The sequence below is a fragment of the Paenibacillus agaridevorans genome (assembly GCF_018604145.1).
In the GTDB taxonomy this organism is placed as follows: domain Bacteria; phylum Bacillota; class Bacilli; order Paenibacillales; family Paenibacillaceae; genus Pristimantibacillus; species Pristimantibacillus agaridevorans.
In genome coordinates this window covers 987,777-1,012,034 of sequence record NZ_CP075889.1, presented here as the reverse complement: position 1 = coordinate 1,012,034, position 24,258 = coordinate 987,777, and the positions used below count along the sequence as shown (strand labels likewise).

Sequence of the window (24,258 nt, the reverse complement as noted above, 5' to 3'; positions counted from 1 at the left end):
GCGCAGTGTTAAGATCAGCCGACGCGATTACGCTTCCCGCCATTCTTCTTCCAGCCAATCCGACATGACGGCCATGGCAGCCTTGCTCCCCGAAGCTGCGGCCAAAATCAATTGAGAAGGCATAACGTAGGCTGAATCGCCGGCCGCATATACGCCTGGAGCAGCCGTCCTTCCCATCTCGTCTGTCCGAATGGCTCCCGCCGAATTCATCTCGTAGCCTAACGCCTCCTCGAACCGCGCATTGGGCAGTTGGGCCGGACCGATAAAGCCGCCGCTCCTCTCGACAAACGTGCCGTCGGCGAAATAAACACGCTCCAGCTTACCTTCATGCCCTTCCAAACGGCTTACCGGCGTGTCCACGATCCGGATGCCCCGAGAAACGAGAACGCGACGCTGCTCCTCCGACAGATTGTCGCCCCCGTTCGTGCAGACAACGATATCCTTGCTCCAATTCAGCAGCAGCTTGGCCGCATGGAACGCTGCGGGCAGATCCGACAGTAGGACAAGCGGAGTATCTCTCAGCTCCCAGCCGTCGCAGAACGGACATACGAACAAGCTTTTTCCATACAACTCCTTTACCCCTTCGATCGCGGGAAGCTCCTCTCTAAGTCCCAACGCAAGTATGATTCTGCGCGCCTGCAAGGTTTCGCCCGTAACCGTACGAACGTCGAAACCATCCGTCGTTCTTTTAATATCGACCGCTTCGTCCTTCCAATGTTGAACCGATGGGTAACGGAGCACCTCTTCGTAAGCAATCCGCCTGAACTCTGCAGGCTTGATGCCGTCTCTGGTAATAAAGCCGTGGGAAGAATGAGTCACGGCGTTCCTTGGTTTGTCGTTGTCGATAAGCGCGACGTTCCTTCTGGCTCTGCCCAACACCAGAGCGGCGTTAAGCCCCGCAGGTCCTCCTCCGATAATCGCAACATCATAATACATTCGTTTCTCCTCCTCATAAGATCTATTGCAGAGCTTTAATATCCGTTAATTGACCAAAAACGATACATCAACCTTATTACAAGGAAGGTTGATGCCGTTTTTTGTATCGCGGACTTAATGACTCCATAATAACTTTTATCATCCCATTATGCAACTGCGAATTTTTTCGGATTCGACGACAAAAGCAAGTCGAGTTCCTTTAACCTTGCAGCAGCCTGAGCGGAGGCATCCCGAAGAGAGCGTCCCGGGTCGTGTCCCACAGCAGGCGCATCAGCTCCTGCAGCGGCCAAGCTGCCGTAGAGCAGGCGGACACGACAGCGCCATGCTTGTAGGTCAAGGATGCTGCAGCAGTCACGTTATGAGCTGCGGGGGATTCGTATCCGTCGATGGTTGCTTGAAGCTTATTGACAAGCTCGCCCCCAACCTCATCCGAGAATACGTAAAAATACGCCAAATGCGTCGCATTCTCCCAGCTCCCCTTCGCTTGCAGCCGCTGCCGCGCAGGGTTGATCCATTGTCGCTGGGCAAAGATCAACTCCTCGCCCAGATAGACAGACAATCGATTATCGTAGTCGCGATAGACGAAACGTTCCCCCCGCAGCCCGCGGCCGGGACAAAGCACATCGGCTCCCATCCAGACGGAGCCGGCGGATAGCCGAATCGTTGTATCGCTCAGCAATGACGCCTCCTTGTACAGCATGACGGGCTCCGGCATGTTTTCCATGACGGCTCCCGCTTCCAGGTCAAAGGTCTGCGTAAGCGAAGCGGTGCCGCCTCCGTAGCAAGGATGGATCTTCATGAAGGACTGATTCGTTATCATTGTGTGCGTCCGGGAGCCCGCGGTCCACTCCATCTCGTAGACATCTCCCTCCAGCATGCCTGGAGACACGTCCATGACGATCACCGCCAGCTGGTTCTGGACGGGGAAAGCTTTTGCGATTTTGACCGGCGCCGTATGGTACTTCTCTAGCAGCTCCGTACCGGCGCCGTTATGCCTGAAGGTGGCTCGCAATACGGAACGTTGCCCCGCCTCTTGAGGTTTCGCCGCATCAGCCATGCGAATGGGAGGAAGAGAGGGAGTCGATGCGAATGATATGCGAATGATCATGGCCGCGGGCATGGGCGATCTCGTGCTCCAGCCATGCAACGATTTCGTTCAATCCGTCTTCTCCCCTAAGGTTGGAAAACACGAACGGCCGATCGCCGCGCATGCGCAAGGAATCCTCTTCCATCACTTTGAGGCTTGCCCCGACATACGGCGCAAGATCGATTTTGTTAATAATCAGCAGATCGGAGCGCATAATGCCGGGACCGCCTTTGCGCGGAATCTTCTCCCCTTGGGCTACGTCGATAATATAGATGAACCGGTCCACAAGCTCGGGGCTAAATGCCGCCGCCAAATTGTCGCCGCCGCTCTCGATAAAGATCAGCTCCAGCGGATCAAATCTGCGCGCGAGCTCTTCGATCGCTTCGAAATTCATCGAGGCGTCCTCGCGAATGGCCGTATGCGGACAGCCGCCCGTCTCCACGCCGATAATCCGGTCCTCGGGAAGTACGCCATTGTGGAACAGAATACGCGCGTCTTCCTTGGTATAAATATCGTTCGTAATGACCGCAACGCTATATTTCTCGTGAAGCTCTCTTGTCAGTCTTTCCACCAGCGCCGTCTTGCCGGAGCCTACCGGTCCGCCGATTCCGATCCGAATCGGCCTCCCCGGTTCGATCTCCGGACTTTCCCACCCTCCATGCGCATGCGTATGTCCTTGTCCCTGGCACATTGCAGATTCCCCCTTGGTTAAAGTTGCTTGCATACGTTCGCGTTCCGACATAATGCCGCCGTCAAGACATAAACAATCTGGAGTAGAGACGCTCGTGTCCCATCATGCCGAGCTCTGCCATAGGCATATTATTGTAGGCATCCTCCGGTTCGAGACCTTGTGCAAGATCGAGCGCGTCTTCGATTAATGGCGTCAGGCGCGCGATTAGCACTTGCCCCTCCGTCTGCCCGATCGACATCAGTCTGAGCGCGCTATTGACGCAATGAACGATGCTCGTGTACAGGAAACCGCTCATCGCCGCATCGCAGCGAATATCCAGCCGGCAGCAGGCGTACCCGAAGACGAGCGGATGACTGCCGCAGCATCGGCCGTCTGCCACAGCCGCATGGAGCGGCGTCCAATCGAAGGAGGGAAACAGCTTTCCCCCAAGCTGCAGGAGCCGGCGCCCCATCTTCTCGATGCCGCTCCGCGTCTCGGAGGACAATCTCTGCGCATGAATCCTTCGCTCCGCAGCCCAGAGCCTATCCCACTGACCATCAGAGACATCTCGATAAACGGCTTTTACAAGAAGAACATCGCTCGTTGCCCAGCTTTGCATAAGCATCGCGGAAGCGAAGTCGAACAGCTCGGCGGATGTTCGGATCCGTCCATTCTGCACCAGCGTCTCCAGACCGAAGGAATGGGAGAAGCCGCCGATCGGAAGTGCTGAATCCAGCAGCTGCTGCATCGCCATCAGACGAGTTGAATCGTTCATATAACTCCCCTTCCCGCAGCCTTCGGCTCTAGAACAAGAAGTATCGCTGAGCCATCGGCAGCACCGTCGCCGGCTCGCACGTCACATGCTCGCCGTCAACCGTAACCCGATACGTCTCCGGATCCACGGCAAGTTCCGGCGTTCCGTCATTATGGATCATGTCCTTCTTACCGATGGACCGGCAGCCTTTCACCGGCTCCACCCGCTTCTGGAGTCCCAACTCCCCGGCAATGCCACGATCGTAAGCGGCTTGCGACACGAAGGTTACGCAGCTGGCGTGAACCGCTTTGCCGAAGGCCGCGAACATCGGCCTGCCGAATACGGGCTGCGGCGTCGGGATCGACGCGTTCGGATCCCCCATCTGCGCGTAGGCGATCGAGCCGCCCTTGAGCACCAGATCCGGTTTCACTCCGAAGAACATCGGCTGCCAGAAGACGAGATCCGCCAGCTTGCCGACTTCGACGGAGCCGACAAGATGGGAGATGCCGTGCGTAATGGCTGGATTGATGGTGTATTTGGCGATATAACGTTTGATCCGGAAGTTGTCCGCGCCTTCGATATCCGGAGCTAGCGGTCCGCGCTGTTCCTTCATCTTGTGAGCCGTCTGCCACGTTCGGATGACCACCTCGCCCACACGCCCCATCGCCTGCGAGTCGGAGCTGATCATGCTGAAGACGCCCATGTCGTGCAGAATGTCTTCGGCCGCGATCGTCTCCGGCCGGATCCGGGAGTCCGCGAACGCTACATCCTCGGGAATGCTGCTGTCGAGATGATGGCATACCATCAGCATGTCCAGATGCTCTTCGATCGTATTGATAGTAAATGGCCGCGTCGGATTGGTCGAGGAAGGCAAGACGTTGGGATGACCGGCGGCAACGATAATATCGGGCGCATGCCCCCCGCCGGCGCCTTCGGTATGATACGTATGAATCGTTCTGCCGCCGATCGCAGCCAGCGTATCTTCCACGAAGCCGGCTTCGTTCAGCGTGTCGGTATGAATGGCAACCTGGATATCGTACATGTCCGCGGCCTGCAGGCAAGCTTCTATGGCCGCCGGCGTCGTTCCCCAGTCCTCGTGAAGCTTGAGACCGATCGCGCCCGCTTCGATCTGTTCCACGAGAGGCCCAGGCATCGAAGCGTTGCCTTTGCCCGTGAACCCGATGTTCATCGGGAACGCCTCCGCCGCCTCCAGCATGCGGCGCATGTGCCAAGCGCCCGGCGTCACCGTCGTGGCATTCGTCCCTGTCGCGGGTCCCGTTCCGCCTCCGATCATCGTCGTCACTCCCGACGAAAGCGCCGTCTCAATCTGCTGCGGACATATAAAATGAATATGCGCGTCTATCCCGCCGGCCGTAATGATTTTGCCTTCGCCTGCGATGACTTCCGTGCTGGCCCCGACAATCATGCCGGGATCCACGCCATCCATAATATCGGGATTGCCCCCTTTGCCGATACCGACAATCATGCCGTCCCTGAGGCCGATATCGGCCTTGACGATACCCCAATGATCAATAATGAGCGCATTCGTAATAATCGTATCCAACACGCCTTCATCACGCAGCGCCCCGCTGGACTGGCCCATTCCGTCGCGAATGACCTTGCCGCCGCCGAACTTGCACTCGTCGCCGTATACGGTATAGTCTCGCTCGACGACTGCCCATAGTTCTGTGTCAGCCAATCTAACGGCATCGCCCGTCGTAGGGCCGAACATGGCCGCGTAGCTCTTGCGATTCATTCTGCTCACGGCTTTTTCCCCTCCCATGCGGCAAGCCGTTCCTTCACTTCCCGGGGCATATCGCCTGCGATCGCGGGACCGTCGCTAAGTCCGTTCAACCCATACGACAACCTGGCTCCGCCCAGCTCTACCAGCGCGACCGGATTCTCTTCGCCCGGTTCGAACCGGACAGCCGTACCAGCCGCTATATCGAGCCGCATACCGAAAGCTTCCTCCCGATTAAACGACAATGCCCGGTTGCATTCAAAAAAATGATAGTGGGATCCCACCTGCACGGGCCGATCCCCCTTATTCACGACAATAAGCGACGCCTTCCGGCGCCCTGCATTGAGCTCAATGTCGCCTTCCGCCGTTCTATATTCTCCTGGTATCAACAGCGAACCCCCTTATCGACAATCCGTCCCTACTATGAACGAACGACCACTGCCCGGCTATCCCGTTATAGGATGGTGAATCGTAACAAGCTTCGTTCCATCCGGGAACGTCGCTTCCACCTGCACCTCGTGAAGCATTTCCGCGATACCGTTCATCACCTGTTCCTTGCGCAGCACCTTTGTGCCGTAATTCATAAGCTGCGCGACCGTCATGCCGTCCCGCGCTCCTTCCAGTACCTCGGATGTTATGAGTGCTACGCTTTCGGGGTAATTCAGCTTGACTCCGCGGTTCAGCCGGCGTCTGGCCAGATCCGCTGCAATCGATATTAATAGTTTCTCCTTCTCCCTGTCTGTCAGTTGCATGCGAGCTATCACCTCTTACCCTAAAATTACCTTAATTATAGTGTGCAATCGGAAGGAAGTAAATCATTTTATGTTAGAATACATAACATGTTTTTCTGCAAAATAACAAAAATCCGAGTCCTCTCTTAAAAGATAGACTCGGATCGACAAATACCTTACAACCATTATCTCCCACTAGCCGCCTGGATTCCTCTACCCGAAGAACCGAAGCCCAAATCGTACAACGCAATCGTTTCCGTAAATCGTTCCTCTTTGCTCGAGGCTCCCATAACGACGGAAATGAGCCTCTTGCCATCCCGTTTCGCAGTCCCTGTAAAGCAATAACCCGCGACAGGCGTATAACCCGTCTTTAGACCGTCATTGCCGGGATAAGCGTAAGGCTGATCCTCCAGCATCCAATTCGTTGCGGCGAATGTCTGTCCCTTCGTCGGCACCTTGACGCTCCGGCGACTTGTCACCTCAAGCACCTCCGGATATTTGCCGATCAAATATCCTGCAAGTTTTGCGGTATCGTGTGCCGTAAGCAGCGTATCCCTCTCAGCCGCAGCCCCCTCCAAATGCGAAATATCGGATAGGCTAAGGCCGGAGGCGTTGCCAAATACAGCTTCTTCGGACAAGCCGATTCGCGCGGCCCGATCGTTCATCAGCTCCGCAAACGCCGTTTCCGAACCTCCGACATGCTCAGCGAGGGCGACAGCGGCGTCATTTGCCGAATAGATCGTCATCGCGTCGAACAGCTCCCGAACGGTTGTGACGTCGCCATGATTGAGCCCCAATCTCGCCCCGGGCACCTGCGCTGCATAAAGGCTTGCCGTGACGGGATCCTGCCATTTGAGCGTTCCTCCATGAATGCCGTCCAGAACGAGGATTTCCGTCATCATCTTGGACATGCTCGCGGGCGCCATCGGCGTATCGGCGTTTTTGGCATACATCACTTCTCCTGTCGTAGCGTCGATCAGGATCGCCGAAGCGGCGTTTACATTCAGCTGATCCGCGCTAACCCCGCCTTGCAATTTCTGATAACCCATATATATGGCTGCAGCGATAGCGGCCATCACTGCAATCTGCCATATTCCGCCGCCGCGCCTGCGTCTCGTTTCATATCTCATGTCGGTCATCGTTCTCCCTTCGAACTTGTCTATAGATAGAAGTATAGACCGACAAACTTAAAGAGACCGAAAGCGAATCATAAAAAATTCTTAAATCCTGTTTAAATTTTGGGTAAAGTAACCCGGAATGAAGTATATTCGGAATTGCTCACGACATCAATCATCCCGCCGTGTTTCTCTATAATGCTTTTCGAGATCGCCAGTCCAAGCCCCGAGCCGCCGGACCATTGCGTACGCGACTTGTCGCCCCGGTAGAACCGTTCGAACAGATAAGGCAGATCCACGGCCGGAATCGCTTCTCCGTAGTTCACCACCTCGGCAACGACCGACTGGCCCTGCCCGGATCGCACGACGACGTCCACGCGTTTCCCCTCCTTGCCGTACGTCATGGCGTTGGAGATCAGGTTCTCAAAGACGCGCACCAATTTGGCCGCGTCCGCCTGAACCATGATCGTCGTCTCGGCGCTTTTCATCCCGCTCTCCATGCCCGCTTCCTGCAGCGGAACGCGGTACTGTACGAGCAATTCGCCGAGCATCTCGACAAGATTGATTGGGGACGTCTTGAGGGCGATCGTGTCGTGCCGCATACGCGTGTATTCGAACAAATCGTTAATCAGCTCGTGCAGCCGCTGCGACTTGTCGTACGCGATGCTGACATAATGCCGAAGCTCCACTTCGTCCCTGTAACCATCCTGCTCGATCAGACCCAGATAGCCGACCACGGAGGTGAGCGGCGTGCGCAGGTCATGGGATACATTCGTGATAAGCTCGTTTTTCGTCTGCTCCGCGCGGCGTTCCTCGTCCAGGGCAAGCTGCAGCCGATGCGACAATCGATTGACGTTCCCCGCCAATATTCCGAACACCCCGGATCGAACCGGAATTTGGTGATTAAGATCGAGCTGTCCGTCCGCCACTCTCGTAATGGCATCGTTCACCTTTCCCAGCGGCGCGAACAGGAACCATTGCAGCGTCAAGAACCAGATCAGGAATAATACGCCCCACAAAAAAATCATGCCAATCGATCCCGTACCGTTGACAAAAGCTTCTCCCACGGCCCTTACGAAACCCAGGCCGGGCAATGTGTTGGTTAAGAACAACGTGACGGCGAAAAGAAGCGACAAGCAGATCAATGCGAGCACCGCGCTCGCTATGAGATTGAGCACAGAGCGCCACATCAGGCGCGCAGCGAAATTATCCTTCAATTTTGTAGCCGACCCCCCATACCGTCACAATCAGCTTTTCGCCGAGCTCCTTCTCCAGCTTATCCCTCAGCTTGCTGATATGAACCATCACGGTGTTATTGGACTCGAAATACTTTTCCTTCCATACTTGCTGGAAAATATCCTCCGCGCTGAACACTCTGCCCGGTTGGCTGGCGAGTAGATAAAGGATGCCGAACTCGGTCGAGGTCAACTGCAGCGACCTGCCGTCCACATCCGCGGTATGGCTTAGCTTATCGATTCTGAGCTGTCCCAGGCGAAGCTCCTTGCTGACATCGCGGCCAGATCCTGCTCCCTCGGGCTTGCTGTATTGGTACGAGCGGCGCAGGAGCGAGCGTACGCGGGCAATGAGTTCCATGGGGTTAAACGGTTTCGCCATGTAGTCGTCCGCCCCTGTCATCAGCCCCATGATTTTGTCCATATCCTGCGTCTTCGCGCTCACCATAAGGATGGGTACGTTCTGATCCTTGCGCAGCTTGCGGCATAATTCGAGTCCGTCCATTCTAGGCATCATAATATCCAACACGACGAGATCGAACGGGTCGCGCTCGTACATCTCCAGCGCCTGTTCGCCATCGCATGCGATAGCAGTCTGAAAGCCCTCATTACGAAGATAAATTTCGATCAACTCCGCGATCTCGCGTTCATCGTCTACGATTAATACGCGTCTTTCCACCAGATTCATCCTCCTTGTTCCATACGAGTAGTCCCTTTGCCATTCACTATACCGCATGCCTCGGCGGAAAACTATCGGCCTCAGCGAAACTTCAGCAAGTTTAAGCCATTCTTAATGTTTTATTATGAACCTTGGGCATTCTGCCATGCTTGTAGCCAATGCTTGTCCGTTATGATAAAATAGTAGCTATTGATATTTTATAAAGGTTATCGTTTTATTTCGAGGCGCGAGCAGCGTCCTCGCCAATATTAAAGGGGGTACTCATTATTATGGCGGCCAAAAGAATGCGTTCTGACATGATTACAAAAGGCTTCGACCGCGCACCTCACCGCAGCCTGCTCCGCGCTGCAGGCGTTAAAGACGAAGATTTCGGCAAACCGTTCATCGCGGTGTGCAACTCCTATATCGACATCGTTCCAGGCCATGTCCACTTGCAGGAATTCGGCAAGCTGGTCAAGGAAGCGATCCGCGAAGCCGGCGGCGTTCCGTTCGAATTTAATACGATCGGCGTCGACGACGGCATCGCAATGGGCCATATCGGCATGCGTTACTCCCTCGCAAGCCGCGAGATCATCGCGGATTCCGTCGAGACGGTCGTAAACGCACACTGGTTCGACGGCATGGTGTGCATCCCGAACTGCGACAAGATTACTCCAGGCATGATGCTGGGCGCTCTCCGCGTCAATATCCCGACGGTTATGGTCAGCGGCGGTCCCATGAAGGCCGGCAAGACGTCCGATGGCCGTTCCATCTCCCTCTCCAGCGTATTCGAGGGCGTAGGCGCGCACCAAGCGGGCAAGATCAACGACGATCAATTGCTCGAGCTTGAGCAATACGGCTGTCCGACTTGCGGTTCCTGCTCCGGCATGTTCACGGCCAACTCCATGAACTGCCTTGCAGAAGCAATGGGTCTTGCAATGCCGGGCAACGGCACGATTCTTGCCGTATCGCCTGAGCGCAAAGAATTCGTCAAGGAATCCGCTCGCCAGCTCATGAAGCTGATCGAGATGAACCTTAAGCCTCGCGACATCGTCACGAAGGAAGCGATCGACAACATGTTCGCTGTGGACATGGCGATGGGAGGCTCTACGAATACCGTGCTTCATACGTTGGCGATCGCGCACGAGGCCGGCATCGAATACCCGATCGAGCGCATTAACGAAGTTGCCGAGCGTGTGCCGCATCTGGCCAAGATCGCGCCAGCTTCCGACTGGCACATCGAGGACGTGCACAATGCTGGCGGCGTGAGCGCCGTTCTGAACGAGCTGCTCAAAAAGGAAGGCGCGCTTCACGGCGATTGCATGACCGTGACGGGCAAAACGCTTCGCGAAAACGTAGAGGGCTGCGACATTCAGAATCACGACGTAATCCGTCCCATCGATAATCCGCATACCGAACGCGGCGGTCTGGCCGTATTGTTCGGCAACCTGGCTCCGAACGGCGCAATCATCAAAACAGGCGCGGTCGACAAGTCGGTTGGCGGCTATCACAAAGGCCCTGCCATCTGCTTCGACTCCCAGGACGATGCGCTTGCCGGTATCGCTGGCGGCAAAATCAAAGAAGGCCATGTCGTTATCATCCGTTACGAAGGACCGAAGGGCGGTCCTGGCATGCCGGAGATGCTTGCTCCTACTTCGCAGATCGTCGGCATGGGACTCGGCGCCAAAGTTGCTTTGGTTACGGACGGCCGTTTCTCCGGAGCATCCCGCGGCATCAGTATCGGCCACGCTTCTCCGGAAGCAGCTGAGGGCGGACCGATCGCTTTCGTACAAGACGGCGATATCGTCGAGATCGACATGAACAACCGGACGATGGACCTGCTGATCAGCGACGAAGAATTCGAGCAGCGCCGTGCAGCATGGCCGGGCTTCGAGCTCAAAATCAAACGCGGCTACCTCGCGCGTTACGCTCACCTCGTTACATCCGCCAGCACGGGCGGCGTAATGAAAATGTAAGCTGCTTGGCAATCATAATATCGCAGACAGCCTCCATGCATTGTTTAAAACATGCGTGGAGGCTTTTTTGTCGTTCCTATTGCCCGACTCCAAACAACACAAAAAGCTGCTACCCAAGAAGAAAGCTTCTCGAATAACAGCCTTTAGTCCTTGATACCGCTATGTTCCCAGCGATGCGGCATCATCCGCCGCACTGACGATAGAGCGCTCCACAGCCTCTGACAATCGTCCCGCTTCCTCATGCAGCTTGCCTATGCTAACCGTTGCATAAGCCTGTACGCGCTCGAGCGGCATAAACAACATGCGAGGCGTAACCATCTCCGTTTTCGCCGCTTTGATCCGGCCTGCCTTGTATTGTTTCGTATTGGTGAGCACCTTCATCAGCAGTCGCAAATAGACCTGTGTGGATCGTTTGAACCACCCCTCCGGAAGCTGGAACACCTCGAAGCCCAACCGATCTGCGCCACGATGGATCATCGTCACGCCATATACGGCTTTGATCGACTGCGCGGCCGCGTCTTCGGCCAGCTGATTCGCTAGCGCAGGCAGGGCGTTCTCCACTTCCCTGATAAGCCTTAGACCTGTCGCAAGCGGTGATTTGGAGGTTGCGGCAATACTGGACAACAGCTTGTTGTCAAAATGAATCTCCGCAATATCGTCGCCTTTATTCACCCCTTTGCCATTCGCGAAGGTCACCGGCTCTCCGGTATATTTAGTCACTCGGTAATGGAAGGCGGGAATTTCGCTTTCGCCAACCTTCTTAAGCCGGAACACCGCATGAAAGGCCTGCTCCCACATCAGCCATAACGATATGATGAAACGTTTGACGATGGAGCGATGCCTGGAGCGTTGTACATCCGTAAGCTTAATCATGCGGTCGATGCCCACGAATTGAAAACCTCTCGCTTTGGCTTCCTCCAGATACGATTCAAGCGCGATTAACATATTACGAGGCGCATCCTGGTCGGCTCCCAACGTTCTTCCGCAATCGTGGAGCAGCAGAACCTCGCCGGGGCGAAGCTTTTTCATCATACGTTTCTTCAGCCTTTCGGCACCAAGCCGTTTACGCCAATCCCCGAACAATGCCGACCACAGAATGATATGCAAGTAACCGAGATTGGAATAATCGAACACGTTCACGATTCCCCAAGGCGGGCGGTAATAGATGGCTCGTTTGCCCGTTGCCTGCTCGATGATATCGTTGGTGCGTTCGATCTGACGCTTCACGGTTCGCGGCCGCATAACCCAATTCGACTTATGGACATAATTATGAATGCCGATGATATGTCCTTCCGCTTCCATTCTGCGCAGAAGTTCGGGGTGTTGCTCCGCATGCGAACCTACGACGAAAAAGGTGGCCTTCGCATCGAATCGCGCTAGAAGATCAAGCAACTGGGGCGTATATTGCGGGTCGGGACCGTCGTCAAAAGTAAGAGCGATCTCTCGCTCCGTCCTCCCGCGTTTGAACACCCGGAACCCGAATGTGCGGCTAATGAGGCCAGGGAGAAACGCATAGAACGTCATTACGTAGAATCCCCATAAGAATAAGTTTTCCATTGTGTTATCCCCACCGTTTGGATGAAATTGTCAATGAGTGCGTAGCGGTTCAGAACAATAACAATACCTCTAATTGTATCATACCTCGTCAAAAAATAGGCACAATTCAAGAAATCTATAGTACAATCTTTATGGAATGACTGCCAAATCCTAATTCGTTCAAAAGAAAGTGGGGAATACTGTGCTGCCTTTTTACAAAAAATATTGGAGAACCGCCTTCGACATCGGTCTTATCGCCTTAACCGTCTTCCTGACCATGTACGCGTTCAGTTTTTTCTACTCGATCGCAACCCCGATCATCTTCGCGTTCATTATCTTCCTGATGATCGAACCTCTCGCCCGCAAGCTGAACAAGTGGGGAATGCCCAAATCAATTGCATCGGGCATATCCATCATGCTGTTCTCCCTGCTTATCCTGGCCGCTTTTACGGGCGCCGCATACCTGATTACGAAGCAAGGCACTGCGCTTATTGAGGACTTCCCCCGCTACCAGAAAATTTTGACCGAGCAGATCGGCAAGCTGTCGGCTCAATTGGAAGGCCAGTTGGATAAGCTGCCTGCTGATTTCAACATTGAGGAGAGCTCCAAGGATCTTATCCAAGGCGCGTCGGACATGCTGAAAAACTTCGGCACGGCTTTTCTGGGAGGCCTTATCGGCTATGTTTCTTCCTTCTCGTCCTTTATCTTTAATTTCGTTGTCGGAATCATTTTAGCCTACTTCCTGAGCATCGAGATTAAATCATGGAAGAGAACCGCTTCCGACAAGACGCCCAAGACGTTTAAAAACGCCTTCTTTTTCTTGCGCGACAATGTGTTCAAAGGAATTGCATCGTACATAAAGGCACAGGCCAAAATGATCTCGATCACCTTTATTGTCATTCTGATTGCTTTGATCGCCTTAGGCGTCAAAAACGCGTTCGTCATCGCAATCGTATCGGCAATCTTCGACGTGCTGCCGCTGCTTGGCGTAAGCACCTTGTTTATCCCATGGATCATCTACTTGTTCATCGTGGGGCAGACATCGCTTGCCATCTGGCTGACGGTATTGCTGCTTGTCGTCATTCTGACGAGGCAAATACTGGAGCCAAAAATCACTGGCGACTCTCTGGGCGTATCCGCGTTCACGATGCTGGCGTTCATGATTATTTCGCTCTCGCTGTTTGGCTTTGCAGGCGTCATCTTATCCCCGATTCTTGTTATACTGGTCAAGTCATTGTATGACCAGGGTTACTTCCATCGCTGGATTCATACGCCAGTGGACGAATACGACGACGATACCGCTGTACAAGACATAGAACCGAGCATTAGCCGCGCGAAAAGCAAGGAACCTTTCGTAGACAGATTAAAGAAGCTCGACAAATAGGCTTCGTTCGATTCATTCGGCATTTATCTTTCTCATCGCAGCCCGCCACTTGGTTTTTCCAAATGGCGGGCTGCGATATTCATGGCTCCGCCGAATAATTGCGTTGCGAGATGTCGGCTGCCCACAGCCCGATTCGAAGCCAAGACGGCAATCGCATACTTCGGCGACTCTACCGGTCCATACCCCGCGAACCATTGATGATTAAGCTGTACGCCGTTCTTCACCGTCTCCGCGGAGCCGGTTTTCCCCGCTACTTTCCATCGTCCCCCCTTGATGGACGCAGCCGTGCCATGCTCCACGACCGACTCCATGCCTTGCAGCAGCTTTCTTGCGGTCGATGGATGAATCCGTGCGCCGCCTAAATCCCGATCCCTGCGCGAAGAAAATTCGATCATTCGGCCGCCATCGGCGTAATCGATTTCGCTTACTAGTCTTGGCTCCAGCACTTCTCCCCCGTGAAGCAACGTTACGATCAAGTTGGCCGCCTGGAGCGGCGTCACCCTCACATCCCTCTGTCCAATCCCGCTCTGTGCCATGATGCCTCCGTCCACCCTATTCAGCTCGCCTGCAAACAATCTCCCCTTCTCCTCCTCTTGAAGCAAGCGGAATGCAGCCGACAACATGCCTTGGCTCTTTTCATTATGCCAGCCTATGCGCTCCTTCACGCCCAGCGCCGCAGCCGTACGATCCAACTGCTCAGCTCGAAGCCGTTCTGCCAGCGTAGCGAACACGATGTTGCAGGATTGCGCCAGTCCTTCCTCAAGCGTAATATCGCCATGACCGCCGTGTTTCCAGCATGACAAGCCATATTTACCATATTCGCCATCGCAATGAAATATCTCCCCTTTGCGGACAACGCCATTCTCGAGGGCAGCTGCGGCCGTTACAAGCTTGTAGATAGAACCGGGCTCTACAGCCTTCAACGCGTGATTGATCCATTCTGACCCATCGGCACTCTGGAACCGGTCGGGAAGCTTGGGTCTGGATACCATCGCCACAATATCCGCGTTGCCTGCATCCAGCACGACGATTGCTCCTTCCTTCAAGCCTGATGCATCGGCGTAAGCCTCCAGCTCATTTTGAAGGTCCAGATCGATCGTTGTTACAGCTTTGAGCGGATAATAGCTGTTCTTTGGTCCGTGCATACGCAGATCAAGTCCATGCAGCGGCGAATTTCTACCATCGATGAAATAAGAAACGGACGTCTCGCCGACACCATGGAGGAACGAGTCCAGCGATTTCTCCAGACCGGAGCCGCCCACTTGCTCCGTCAAGGTTCTTTTGCCCGCCTTCAAATCGTTGGGATGCGCCCGCATCAGCCACTCCGGATGCTGGCTCGTGAAGCCGATAATATGTTTGGCGTCGAAGCTGTCGAGATAACGATTCCGGTAGGGCAGCACCCTTACGCCGTTCGTCTGGAGCGCGCCTATCTCCTTGCTTTGTTTCTCTGTAAGCCGGTAAGGAGCCGAGTTCTTAGCCTGACGCCAGAAATCCGGTTCGGTCATGGCATCCCATCGAGCGATCAATTCGTTCAGCTCGACGCCAAGAACTTCCGCCAATTTCGAAAGCTCCGCTTCTTCTCCTCTTGCTTGCGGCTGGACGGGAAATAAAGCAACCGTTTCATACGTTTCGCCTGTAATCGGGGTCCCGTACCGATCAACAAAGTCGCCTCGTCCCGTATCCAGAATTAAGTTTCTCTGCCGTTGGACGACAGCCATCCGTTTCCAGCTGTCCCGATGCATCATCCCGTGAACAGGCGCGTTTCCGTGCTGCCCAGGCATTAACTGCAGCCATGCCAATCGGCCTAACAAAACGATAAACAAGACGCTCATACAGAGTCCCGTAAGAACAAGCCGCTTCAAGTGCAACATCAGCACCTCCTAGCTGACAGTGTTCCACCCCGGCCAACCTCTCAAACCTCGCATGATAACAATACCCCCGAGCGGCTGCTCGGGGGTACCTGAATCCATTTTATGAATGGATTTCTCAATCCATCTTGAACTTCGACAAGGATTCCTTGAGCTCTCGCGATACAGAATCCAGCTTGTCCGACAGACGGACCAGGCTTTCGCTGATCGACAGTTGCTCGCTGCTCAGCGATGCTACTTCCTCCGAAGTTGCGGACGACTGCTCCGCTACGGCGCTGACGCTTGTCATCGCATCCGACATGATGTCCTGCGATTTCTCCAGCTCGCTTACCGCATTTGTGGCCTGCTCCAGCTTCCCGGAGAATTCTCCCATCTGCGCCTCTACTTGCAGGAAAATCGCATTGGCTTCCTTAACGGATGAAATCTGCTCTTGAAACAGTGGGTATGCTTCGGACAATACGGAGACCGTCTCTTCAATCTCGCCTTGAATTTTGGCTGTGATTTGCGCTACGACATCGATCGATTGACGGGATTGATCCGCAAGTTTACGAATTTCGTCCGCTACAACCATAAAACCTTTGCCCGCCGCTCCGGCTCTCGCAGCTTCAATCGTTGCGTTAAGGGACAAGATATTCGTCTGCTTCGTCAAATTGTTTAGCACATCCAAAATTTTCACGATCGAGCCTGTACTTTCCTTAAGCGCGTCCACCTTCTCGACCATGGAACGCGTCATCTCTTCCGTTGTACCGGTTTTCTCGATCAGTACGCCCATATAAGTGGTCCCTTGTTGACTCGCTTTCTCTACTTCGAGCGCCGAGCTGGACATCTCTTCATTGGCGGTAATGACTTCCTTCATCTGTCCGTTCATATGAATCGTCAGATCGCTGCCCTTCTCCGCTTCCACTGCCAGGCTCGTCGCACCGTTTGCAATCTCTTCTGTGGCAACCGCAATCTCCTTGGCGGCGATCGAGGTTTGTTTCGAGGCTTCCGTCAACTCCGAAGCGGTCGTCAACACTTCTGCGGCCGACCTCGTCGTTTGCAGCGCCAAGGCTTGAATCTGCGTCATCATATCGTTAAAGCTGTTCGACAGCTCACCGATTTCGTCTTGACGATTGCCTGTTTTCGAACGTACGGTCAGGTTGCCTCTAGCGCCTTCAACCATTAAGTTGCGCAAGCGAACGAGCGGTTTGGCGACTGTCGCAATAACTACCAGACCGATCGCTACCGCGATAAACGCGCCCAACACGACCATCCAGATTGTCAGGGTTCGGATTCCGCCTGCTTGCTTGGCAAGCTCCTCTACCGGAATCGTACCGACGAGCTTCCAATTCACGTTATTGAAAGTTTGGTAGGCGGCCAGCAACTGATCGCCTTCCGAGCTCTTGAGCGTTGGACGGCCGGACTCGGAATCGGCAGGCAGCGTAACGGCTGCAGGTTGACCGATTAACGATTTATCGCTATGTGCGATATATTCGTTGTCATTGCTCACAATAAACAGCTGGCTTCCGTTGCCCAGGTCGACGTCTTGATATCGGTTTACAATATTTTCTATTGGAATTTCAATGACAAGCACGAACATTTCGCTGGCCTGGCCAACATTTTTAATAAGGCGCGCCAAAGCTATCGACGATGCATCCTTAGCTGCAGCAATGCCAGTTGCTTGCGGAGCAATCCACATATCGCGCCCATCGAGTTCAATGACTTGCTGGAACCATTCCTTATCTCGGGCGCTTCCAAGCAGCACGCTATCCGCAAGGCCCGCCGTGATCGGGTTCAGGCCCGCATTGGCCGGAACAAGAGCCGCGCCGGAAATCGTATTGTTGCCCATAATGAGAGCAGTCACCCGGTCTGCGGCCTCGCGGCCGGCCATTAACGATTCGAAATCGTCGCCCTTAGACGAGTATGCCTGCAAGTCATCCTTAATTTCCTTATCGATCAAAATTTGCATAGACAATTCGGAGTAGTTCTGCAGTACCGTGTTCAAGTTATTCGAAACCTGCTTAATCGTCTGCAGGCTCGCTTCGGAGACGTTCTGCTCTACAAGCTTCTTCGCTTGGTTATATGACAACATGCCGACAATGGCTACGCAAGCTATAATGCTTGCGGAAATAATCAAGAGAAGTTTGAGTCCTACGGATTTAACCGGATTTTTTAGCTTTACATCCTTTAAGCCGGCCCCCCATGATTTTGCCATTCCAGCAAGAGAACCGCCGGGAGTGTCTTTCCCGGATACGTCCTTTAACCGCTCATTATCTTTTTTTTGTTTGCCCGAATGATTTTTGTTCAAGTCTGACATGAAGCTTTGCACCGCCTTTGTTAGTTTTGATTCCAGGGCGTGTCTGAATACTCCGAGGGGAGCAGATTTTGCCGAATTTTCGTTCCATGCAAGGAACTTTTGTGTAGGCGTACCGGGGGTACGTCAAGCAAAAGTGACGAAGCAGGGGCGGAAAGGCGGTGAAAGACGCCCCTGAGCGGGTTTTCAGACACGACCTAGTGATATGTACCCAGCATCTTATTCCTATCTATTACTTATCGACCACTGCAGCCTAATAAATAATAGAGCAGGTTCAAAAAGTCCGCTTTTGATCATGAGTAGGCCATGGAGCCTATTCGACATCGAAGATGGAACGAAAGCGAAGTTAAACGATTGCTTTTCGAAGTTAAAAAAAAGTTTCCCGCAATTTGCGGGAAACCGGTGAGTCGATCCTGTTAAATTTTAAATTTGTTGAGCGATTCCTTTAAGCCTCTGGACACGGAATCCAGCTTCTCGGACAATTGGACAAGTCCTTCGCTGATGGATAGCTGTTCGCTGCTGAGAGAAGCAACTTCTTCTGATGTTGCCGAGGCTTCCTCCGCAACGGCGCTGACATTGGTCATCGCAATGGCCAATACCGACTGCGACTGGTTCAGTTCTTCGATGGATGACGTCACGCCATCTAATCGATGGACGAAGTTGCCCATTTGCGATTGTACAGTGAGGAAGATTTCATTGGCTTCCTTAACGGAACTGATTTGCTCCTGGAAAAGCGGGTATGCATCCGATAACACCAGGACGGTCTCTTCAATTTCTCCGGAAATTTTGGCCGTGATCTGGGCAACCACATCGATCGATTGACGAGATTGATCCGCCAGCTTGCGGATTTCGTCCGCGACGACCATAAAACCTTTCCCCGCCGCTCCTGCTCGAGCTGCCTCGATTGTCGCGTTCAACGATAAGATATTCGTTTGTTTCGTTAAATTGTTGAGCACGTCCAGAATCTTGACGATGGAACCTGTGCTTTCCTTCAGCTTGTCGACCTTCTCCACCATCGAACGGGTCATTTCTTCCGTTAGTCCCGTCTTCTCGATCAACATTCCCATATAGGCCGTCCCTTGTCCGCTGGCCTTCTCCACCAGCGCTGCAGATGCCGACATCTCCTGATTGGCCTCGATCACCTTCTGCACCTGTTCGTTCATGTTGCTCGTCAGATCGTTGCCTCGCTCCGCTTCTACGGCCAAGCTGGTTGCTCCGCCTGCGATCTCTTCCGTAGCGACAGCTATCTCGCGGGCAGATATTGATGTTTTTTTAGACGCTCCGGTCAAGTCCGAAGCCGTTGACAGCACTTGTTCCGCGGATGCCGTCGTCTGGAGAGCAAGATCCGTAATCTGAGCCATCATGCTGTTGAAGCTGTCGCTTAAGCCGCCGATCTCATCCCGCCGCCCCTTTATCGTCGAGCGTACCGTCAGATTGCCGCCCGCGCCCTCCACCATCAGATTGCGGAGCCGCACAAGCGGGGTCGCGATCGAATAAAGGACAAGAATGCCGATAGCAATAGCGATAATAGCGGCTGCGCCTACCGTAATCCAGGTCAGCGTACGAATGGCTTTTGCATCCTTCACGAGCATTTCGACAGGAATGCTTCCTACCAGCCTCCAGTCCATTGCCTGGAATGACTTGTACACGGCCAGCACTTCCAGCCCGTCCGTTGTCGTCAACTTCCGTGCTCCGTTAGCCCCGGCCTCGCCGGATGGAAGCTGAACTTTGGAATCTTGTCCAATTAAAGCCAGATCATTTGCGATGACATATTTGCCGTTGACGTCGATAATGGAAATCTCGCTGCCGTCGCCAAGCGACACGTCCTTATAACGGTTGCTGATCGTGTTGACATCCATCTCCAGCATCAAAACATAAGAGGCTTCGCTGGAAGTGCTGTCCTTAAGCAGACGGGCGATGCCAAACGTGCTCTGGTCCGTTCCCATTGATAATCCTTCGGCATTGGGCTCAATCCAGTTGACGCGGCCATTAAGCTCAATCGTCTCCTGGAACCAGCTTTGCGCCATAATGATCTCTGCACGGCTAGTCTGAGAGGCGCCGGAAGTGACGGCTTGAAGCTTGTCCCTCAGCGGAAGCAGCATAATGCCCTTAATGGTGTTGTTCCCGATGGTAAAAGCCTGCAACTTTTCGCTAAGCTTGCGCGTCGCTTCGAAGCGCGAATAATCGTCTTGATTCGATGCGATCGTGCCTACAATGGTATGGAAGTCCTTGTCCACCAAAATTTGCAGCGTCAAGTCCTCGTAAGTTTTGTAGATGATGTCGAGATTTTCGGCCACCTGATTCACCGTCTGAAGGCTGGCGTCGGATACCTTCTTTTCGACGATGGAACGCGCTTCGTTATAGGCTATGAGTCCTACCGTCAGCACGCATGCAATAATGCTGATAAAAATGATCAGGAATAGCTTCATCCCTACGGATTTAACGGGATTGGATAACTTCGTTTCCTTCATCATTTCCTTAACGGATTTCGTTTTGGCCGCAGCTGCGGCAAGGCCCTTAGCTGCCTTGGCGCCTGACATTTCGCCGGAAGCGTTTACATCCTTATTAGGTTTAGGACTGTCCTTCTGGCTTGAAGTCGCATTCTTCTCCTTCGTGTTACCGGCCATTGTCGAAGACCCCTCTTTCAAGTTGGTTGATTCGTCGATTTAAGGAAGCATCTGGCGAACCTTGAAACATTATGTATGGTATATAAGATCTATTATTTGTTATTGACCGGGCCTTGTCAATTGCCTGAACAAAAAATAACGAAGCATAATATAAAGACTACCCGAACGGGTAGTCTCAACGTCTCATTTTCTAATTTTTTTACGCATCATGTCCATCGGCTTGACCGGCTTTAACGTGCGGACCCTTACATGCTGCATGGGATGTCTCGCCGCATCCAGGGGTTGTCCTTCGACGTCCGTCAGCTCCGTTATCGTCTGCCGGAAAAACGTGCCGCCCGGTCCTACGAATTCGACTTCCAGTCCCGGCTTGAAGTGATTGCGCTGCTGGAGCGTAGCGAAGCCCGTGCGATCATCGTAATCCAGGACGATCGCCGCAAAGTCGTAAGGGGCCGCCTTCTCCTCCGGACCATAGATATGATCCTCCGCGCCCGGCGTATCCAGGAAGAAGCCCGTGTTCAGCGGACGGTTTGCAGCCTTGTTCATTTCGTCGATCCATTCCTGCTTCACCTGGAAGTTTTCCGGATCCTCGAAATACGCGTTAATGGCTTGACGATACACGTTGACGACCGTCGCAACGTAATGAATGCTTTTCATCCGGCCTTCGATTTTAAAGCTGTCCACGCCAACCTCGATAAGCTCAGGCAAATATTCGATCATGCACAGATCCTTCGATCCCATCGTGAACTGCTCTAGCCCTTCCTCGTACATCGGTTCATCGTCAACGAACAGATCGTATTTCCAGCGGCAGGATTGGCAGCAGCCTCCCCGGTTGGAATCGCGGTCCGTAAAGTGGTTGGACAGCACGCAGCGCCCCGAATACGAAGAGCACATGGCTCCGTGGATAAACGCTTCGATTTCGATATCGACATGGCTCTTGATCTCCGCGATTTCCTTAAAGCTCGTTTCTCTGGCAAGAACTACCCGCGGCAACCCCTCGTCCTTCCAGAACTTGACCGCCTGCCAGTTCATCGTCGACTGCTGCGTGCTAAGGTGCACCTCCAGCTTGGGCGCAACGCGCTGCGCCGTCTCGATAATAACGGGATCGGCTGCGATAATGGCCGCGATACCAGCCTCCTCCAGACTGCGCAAATATGACTCAAGTCCTTCGATATCTTCGTTATGGGCATAAATATTCGTCGCGACGAACACCTTGGCTCCATATCGGCTGGCGAACTCTACGCCTTCCTTCATCTCCTCGAAGCTGAAGTTGTCGGCGTTAGAGCGAAGGCCGTACTTCTGTCCGCCGATATAGACTGCATCCGCGCCATAATGAACGGCGAACTTCAGCTTCTCCAGATTGCCTGCCGGCGCCAGAAGCTCCGGTCTGTCCAGCCGGTTCCGCTTCCCTTTGTATTTCGGCGCAGCCGCGCTTGTTGTCCCCATCTCCCGCACCTCCTGGTTGTTCACTGCTCCGATGAGCCCGGTCGTCATCAGTACACTTGCTCCTTATAGAAGAATCCGTAGCTCAATTCCCGATTGGGATCCTGCGCTTCCCGGATGGCATCCAGCCATTTCTCTTGAAAGGAGTAACCTTCCGGGTCGGCGACGTACGCGTCGATCGCCTGACGGTATGCCCGGACCACGACCGCGTTATAGGCCATCGATTTCATCATGCCCTCGATCTTGAGGCTGTCAACACCGGCGTTCAACAGCTCATGAAGATTCTCCAGCATGCAAATGTCGTCCGAGCTCATAATATGGGTGCCGCCATCATCCTCGTAAATGGGATACCGTTCTCCGGGACGCTCGGCTTCCGTCAAATACAAGCCGCGTTCCCGCTCAACATTGCCCAGCCGTTCCCGATCGCCGTGATAGTCCAGATAGCTGTTCACCAGGGAACGTTTGGAATGATAAATATTGGTCATTCCGTGAACTTGTACTTGAATTTCCAGACTGGATTTGGCTTTTGTATCCTCGATCTGCTCCATATTGAGCTCGCGAGCCAGCACGTATCTGGTCGCTCCGCGGCGCGCCCAATATTGTGCCGTAACGATATTCGTCGAGGTCATCTCCGCATTCCAATGCAGGGGCAGCCCTGGAGCCAGCTCCCGCGCCGCCACGAGCACCGCGGGATCTCCGAACACGATTCCATCGATGCCCAGACTATAGATGCCGCGAATATAGTCCGGCATCGTTTTCAGCGTATCGTTGTCGATCAAAGTATTCATAGATACATAGATGCGAACGCCCTTGGGCTTCGCCGATTTCACGGCTTCGCCAATCATGTCCAAAGTGAACTCGCCAGCCAGCCTCATGCCGTATTTACCCTCGCCGATGACAAATGCATCGGCGCCTGCGTCGATCAGCAGCTCCAGCTCCTCCATCGACGATGCTGTCGCCAGCAGCTCCGGTTTGTATGTCATATGTTTGTTCCCCTTCTCCCTGGCCTGCTGTCAATTAACTGCCTCGCTCGCTCTTGTCGATGTTGCGGAGATGTTCGTTGTACGTCTTCGCGAATAGGTGACTCTGCGAGCCGTCTTTCTTCGTGACATAGAACAAATAATCCGATTGCGAGGGATAGATCGCCGCTTCGATGGATGCAAGACTTGGACTTGCAATGGGTCCGGGCGGCAAACCGTCGTTTTTGTACGTATTGTAAGGACTGTCGATCTCCAGATCCTTCGTGAGCAGCCGTTCTTTGGGCTCGTCGAGCGCATATTGCACAGCCGCGTCAATCTGCAGTCTCATAGGCTTGGCCAGCCTGTTGTAGATGACGCTGGAAACAAGCGCGCGCTCCTCGTCCACAACAACCTCGCGCTCGATCAACGAAGCGATCGTCATAATCTCGTGCAGCGTTCTTCCCGAAGCTTCCATAGCGTCTTGCCAATCTTCAGGCAACGCCGCAAGCTTGCGGTCCGTCTCCTGCAGCATTCGGGTAATGATCTGCTCCTCCGTACTGTCCTTCTTCAGCTCGTAAGTCTCCGGGAACAAGTAACCCTCAAGACGCTTGTGCAATTTATCGTCATCCGGAATGGCTTGCGCCGACTCGGCATTAGCCCACGAGCGGCCGTTCTCCGCAACATCCAGAAATTTTTCCTTGTTAATCAAGCCGTCTGCCGCCAGCTTGTCGGCGATCTGAAGCACTGTGTAGCCTTCGGGAATGGTGAACCGGATCGTCTCTTCCGCGATGGTGTCGCCTGCATTAAGCTTGGCGATAATCGCCGCATTGTCCATGCCGGGAGACATCTCGTACAAGCCCGCCTGGAACCGGGAGCCTTCATCCTTGAGCTGCAAATAATAACCGAACACAAAGCTGTTCTTAATGATGCCGTTCTCCTCAAGCGTGTCCGCAACGCTATTGGCGGACATCCCGCGCGAAATCGCAACTTGCTTTACAGCTCCTGCGGGCATCGGCTGCAGATTGCTCCACACATAATACAACACGCCGCCGGCGCCTAATAACATGATCGTGAGCAAACTTAATACGACCCATAACGAAATAACCCAGGTTTTGGGACGGTTGCGAACCTTCTTCCGTTTTTTCTTTGTTGTCGTCTTCGTAGACTTCACAGCATTCGGTTCATTTCCCGCTGCCTGCTTTTCTTCCGGCTTATCCAACCTGCTACACCCTCTTCTGTCAGTTTCCGTGA

Annotated in this window: 19 protein-coding genes; 2 read left to right on the top strand and 17 right to left on the bottom strand. The window is 53.7% G+C overall.

Annotated elements, in window-relative coordinates; translation table 11 throughout:
• Positions 1-27: 27 nt before the first annotated feature.
• From KJW29_RS04055 to KJW29_RS04010, 10 genes are all read right to left on the bottom strand, one after another.
• Positions 28-936, bottom strand: a complete 909-nt coding sequence (locus KJW29_RS04055; protein WP_214628833.1) for an NAD(P)/FAD-dependent oxidoreductase — start codon at positions 934-936, stop codon at positions 28-30.
• A 199-nt stretch (positions 937-1,135) separates the two neighbouring features.
• Positions 1,136-2,056 (bottom strand): urease accessory protein UreD, encoded by a 921-nt coding sequence (locus KJW29_RS04050; RefSeq protein ID WP_246608569.1) that lies wholly within the window; start codon positions 2,054-2,056, stop codon positions 1,136-1,138.
• Entirely contained in the window at positions 1,986-2,714 is a 729-nt protein-coding gene (gene ureG / locus KJW29_RS04045) for an urease accessory protein UreG (protein WP_214628832.1), read from the bottom strand. Before ureG ends, KJW29_RS04050 begins: the two co-directional genes overlap by 71 nt.
• Positions 2,715-2,775: 61 nt before the next feature.
• A complete protein-coding gene (locus KJW29_RS04040) occupies positions 2,776-3,468 on the bottom strand; it encodes an urease accessory protein UreF (RefSeq protein WP_246608568.1) in 693 nt (230 codons plus the stop codon).
• A 28-nt stretch (positions 3,469-3,496) separates the two neighbouring features.
• The gene (gene ureC / locus KJW29_RS04035; RefSeq protein ID WP_425517550.1) at positions 3,497-5,203 is read right to left on the bottom strand and encodes an urease subunit alpha; all 1,707 of its coding nucleotides are present in this window, start codon (positions 5,201-5,203) and stop codon (positions 3,497-3,499) included.
• Positions 5,204-5,208: 5 nt separating this feature from the next.
• The gene (locus KJW29_RS04030) at positions 5,209-5,577 is read right to left on the bottom strand and encodes an urease subunit beta (RefSeq protein ID WP_214628830.1); all 369 of its coding nucleotides are present in this window, start codon (positions 5,575-5,577) and stop codon (positions 5,209-5,211) included.
• 57 nt (positions 5,578-5,634) lie between these two features.
• Positions 5,635-5,940 carry an urease subunit gamma gene (locus KJW29_RS04025; RefSeq protein WP_087566441.1) on the bottom strand — a complete coding sequence of 102 codons (306 nt, stop codon included), beginning with the start codon at positions 5,938-5,940 and terminating at the stop codon, positions 5,635-5,637.
• A 164-nt stretch (positions 5,941-6,104) separates the two neighbouring features.
• The gene (locus KJW29_RS04020) at positions 6,105-7,049 is read right to left on the bottom strand and encodes a D-alanyl-D-alanine carboxypeptidase family protein (protein ID WP_214628829.1); all 945 of its coding nucleotides are present in this window, start codon (positions 7,047-7,049) and stop codon (positions 6,105-6,107) included.
• A gap of 101 nt (positions 7,050-7,150) precedes the next feature.
• Positions 7,151-8,251 (bottom strand): sensor histidine kinase, encoded by a 1,101-nt coding sequence (locus tag KJW29_RS04015; protein ID WP_246608567.1) that lies wholly within the window; start codon positions 8,249-8,251, stop codon positions 7,151-7,153.
• Positions 8,241-8,954, bottom strand: a complete 714-nt coding sequence (locus KJW29_RS04010; protein ID WP_485020614.1) for a response regulator transcription factor — start codon at positions 8,952-8,954, stop codon at positions 8,241-8,243. The genes KJW29_RS04015 and KJW29_RS04010 overlap by 11 nt, the downstream gene beginning before the upstream one ends.
• Before the next feature lie 260 nt (positions 8,955-9,214).
• On the opposite strand from KJW29_RS04010, the gene ilvD reads away from it, so the two are divergent.
• A complete protein-coding gene (gene ilvD / locus KJW29_RS04005) occupies positions 9,215-10,900 on the top strand; it encodes a dihydroxy-acid dehydratase (RefSeq protein ID WP_087566444.1) in 1,686 nt (561 codons plus the stop codon).
• Between the two features lie 159 nt (positions 10,901-11,059).
• On the opposite strand, the gene KJW29_RS04000 is transcribed toward ilvD, so the two are convergent.
• Positions 11,060-12,457, bottom strand: coding sequence for a polysaccharide deacetylase family protein (locus KJW29_RS04000; protein ID WP_214628827.1), 1,398 nt, complete (start codon positions 12,455-12,457; stop codon positions 11,060-11,062).
• A 181-nt stretch (positions 12,458-12,638) separates the two neighbouring features.
• Between KJW29_RS04000 and ytvI the strand changes: the two genes are divergently transcribed.
• Positions 12,639-13,820: a sporulation integral membrane protein YtvI gene (ytvI, locus tag KJW29_RS03995; RefSeq protein WP_087566446.1), complete on the top strand. Its 1,182-nt coding sequence runs from the start codon at positions 12,639-12,641 to the stop codon at positions 13,818-13,820.
• 32 nt (positions 13,821-13,852) lie between these two features.
• Here the strand turns inward: ytvI and KJW29_RS03990 are convergent, their stop codons facing one another.
• From KJW29_RS03990 to mltG, 6 genes are all read right to left on the bottom strand, one after another.
• Entirely contained in the window at positions 13,853-15,691 is a 1,839-nt protein-coding gene (locus KJW29_RS03990) for a peptidoglycan D,D-transpeptidase FtsI family protein (protein WP_246608566.1), read from the bottom strand.
• A gap of 115 nt (positions 15,692-15,806) precedes the next feature.
• A complete protein-coding gene (locus KJW29_RS03985) occupies positions 15,807-17,984 on the bottom strand; it encodes a methyl-accepting chemotaxis protein (RefSeq protein WP_246608565.1) in 2,178 nt (725 codons plus the stop codon).
• 413 nt (positions 17,985-18,397) lie between these two features.
• Positions 18,398-20,608 (bottom strand): methyl-accepting chemotaxis protein, encoded by a 2,211-nt coding sequence (locus KJW29_RS03980; RefSeq protein ID WP_246608564.1) that lies wholly within the window; start codon positions 20,606-20,608, stop codon positions 18,398-18,400.
• A gap of 183 nt (positions 20,609-20,791) precedes the next feature.
• Positions 20,792-22,051: a peptidase U32 family protein gene (locus tag KJW29_RS03975; protein WP_214630977.1), complete on the bottom strand. Its 1,260-nt coding sequence runs from the start codon at positions 22,049-22,051 to the stop codon at positions 20,792-20,794.
• Between the two features lie 47 nt (positions 22,052-22,098).
• A complete protein-coding gene (locus KJW29_RS03970; RefSeq protein ID WP_214628826.1) occupies positions 22,099-23,031 on the bottom strand; it encodes a peptidase U32 family protein in 933 nt (310 codons plus the stop codon).
• A gap of 34 nt (positions 23,032-23,065) precedes the next feature.
• Positions 23,066-24,226, bottom strand: coding sequence for an endolytic transglycosylase MltG (mltG, locus tag KJW29_RS03965; protein ID WP_214628825.1), 1,161 nt, complete (start codon positions 24,224-24,226; stop codon positions 23,066-23,068).
• Positions 24,227-24,258: the final 32 nt, after the last annotated feature.

Excerpts from the sequence above, each read along its gene's own strand:
- KJW29_RS03980 (WP_246608564.1), bottom strand. The coding sequence starts at position 20,608 with ATGGCCGGTAACACGAAGGAGAAGAATGCGACTTCAAGCCAGAAGGAC.
- KJW29_RS03970 (WP_214628826.1), bottom strand. The coding sequence starts at position 23,031 with ATGACATACAAACCGGAGCTGCTGGCGACAGCATCGTCGATGGAGGAG.
- KJW29_RS03990 (WP_246608566.1), bottom strand. The coding sequence starts at position 15,691 with ATGTTGCACTTGAAGCGGCTTGTTCTTACGGGACTCTGTATGAGCGTC.
- KJW29_RS03985 (WP_246608565.1), bottom strand. The coding sequence starts at position 17,984 with ATGTCAGACTTGAACAAAAATCATTCGGGCAAACAAAAAAAAGATAAT.
- KJW29_RS04055 (WP_214628833.1), bottom strand. The coding sequence starts at position 936 with ATGTATTATGATGTTGCGATTATCGGAGGAGGACCTGCGGGGCTTAAC.
- KJW29_RS04025 (WP_087566441.1), bottom strand. The coding sequence starts at position 5,940 with ATGCAACTGACAGACAGGGAGAAGGAGAAACTATTAATATCGATTGCA.
- ureG (WP_214628832.1), bottom strand. The coding sequence starts at position 2,714 with ATGTGCCAGGGACAAGGACATACGCATGCGCATGGAGGGTGGGAAAGT.
- ureC (WP_425517550.1), bottom strand. The coding sequence starts at position 5,203 with ATGAATCGCAAGAGCTACGCGGCCATGTTCGGCCCTACGACGGGCGAT.
- KJW29_RS03975 (WP_214630977.1), bottom strand. The coding sequence starts at position 22,051 with ATGGGGACAACAAGCGCGGCTGCGCCGAAATACAAAGGGAAGCGGAAC.
- ilvD (WP_087566444.1), top strand. The coding sequence starts at position 9,215 with ATGGCGGCCAAAAGAATGCGTTCTGACATGATTACAAAAGGCTTCGAC.
- KJW29_RS04000 (WP_214628827.1), bottom strand. The coding sequence starts at position 12,457 with ATGGAAAACTTATTCTTATGGGGATTCTACGTAATGACGTTCTATGCG.
- KJW29_RS04010 (WP_485020614.1), bottom strand. The coding sequence starts at position 8,954 with ATGAATCTGGTGGAAAGACGCGTATTAATCGTAGACGATGAACGCGAG.
- KJW29_RS04050 (WP_246608569.1), bottom strand. The coding sequence starts at position 2,056 with ATGCCCGCGGCCATGATCATTCGCATATCATTCGCATCGACTCCCTCT.
- KJW29_RS04040 (WP_246608568.1), bottom strand. The coding sequence starts at position 3,468 with ATGAACGATTCAACTCGTCTGATGGCGATGCAGCAGCTGCTGGATTCA.
- KJW29_RS04020 (WP_214628829.1), bottom strand. The coding sequence starts at position 7,049 with ATGAGATATGAAACGAGACGCAGGCGCGGCGGCGGAATATGGCAGATT.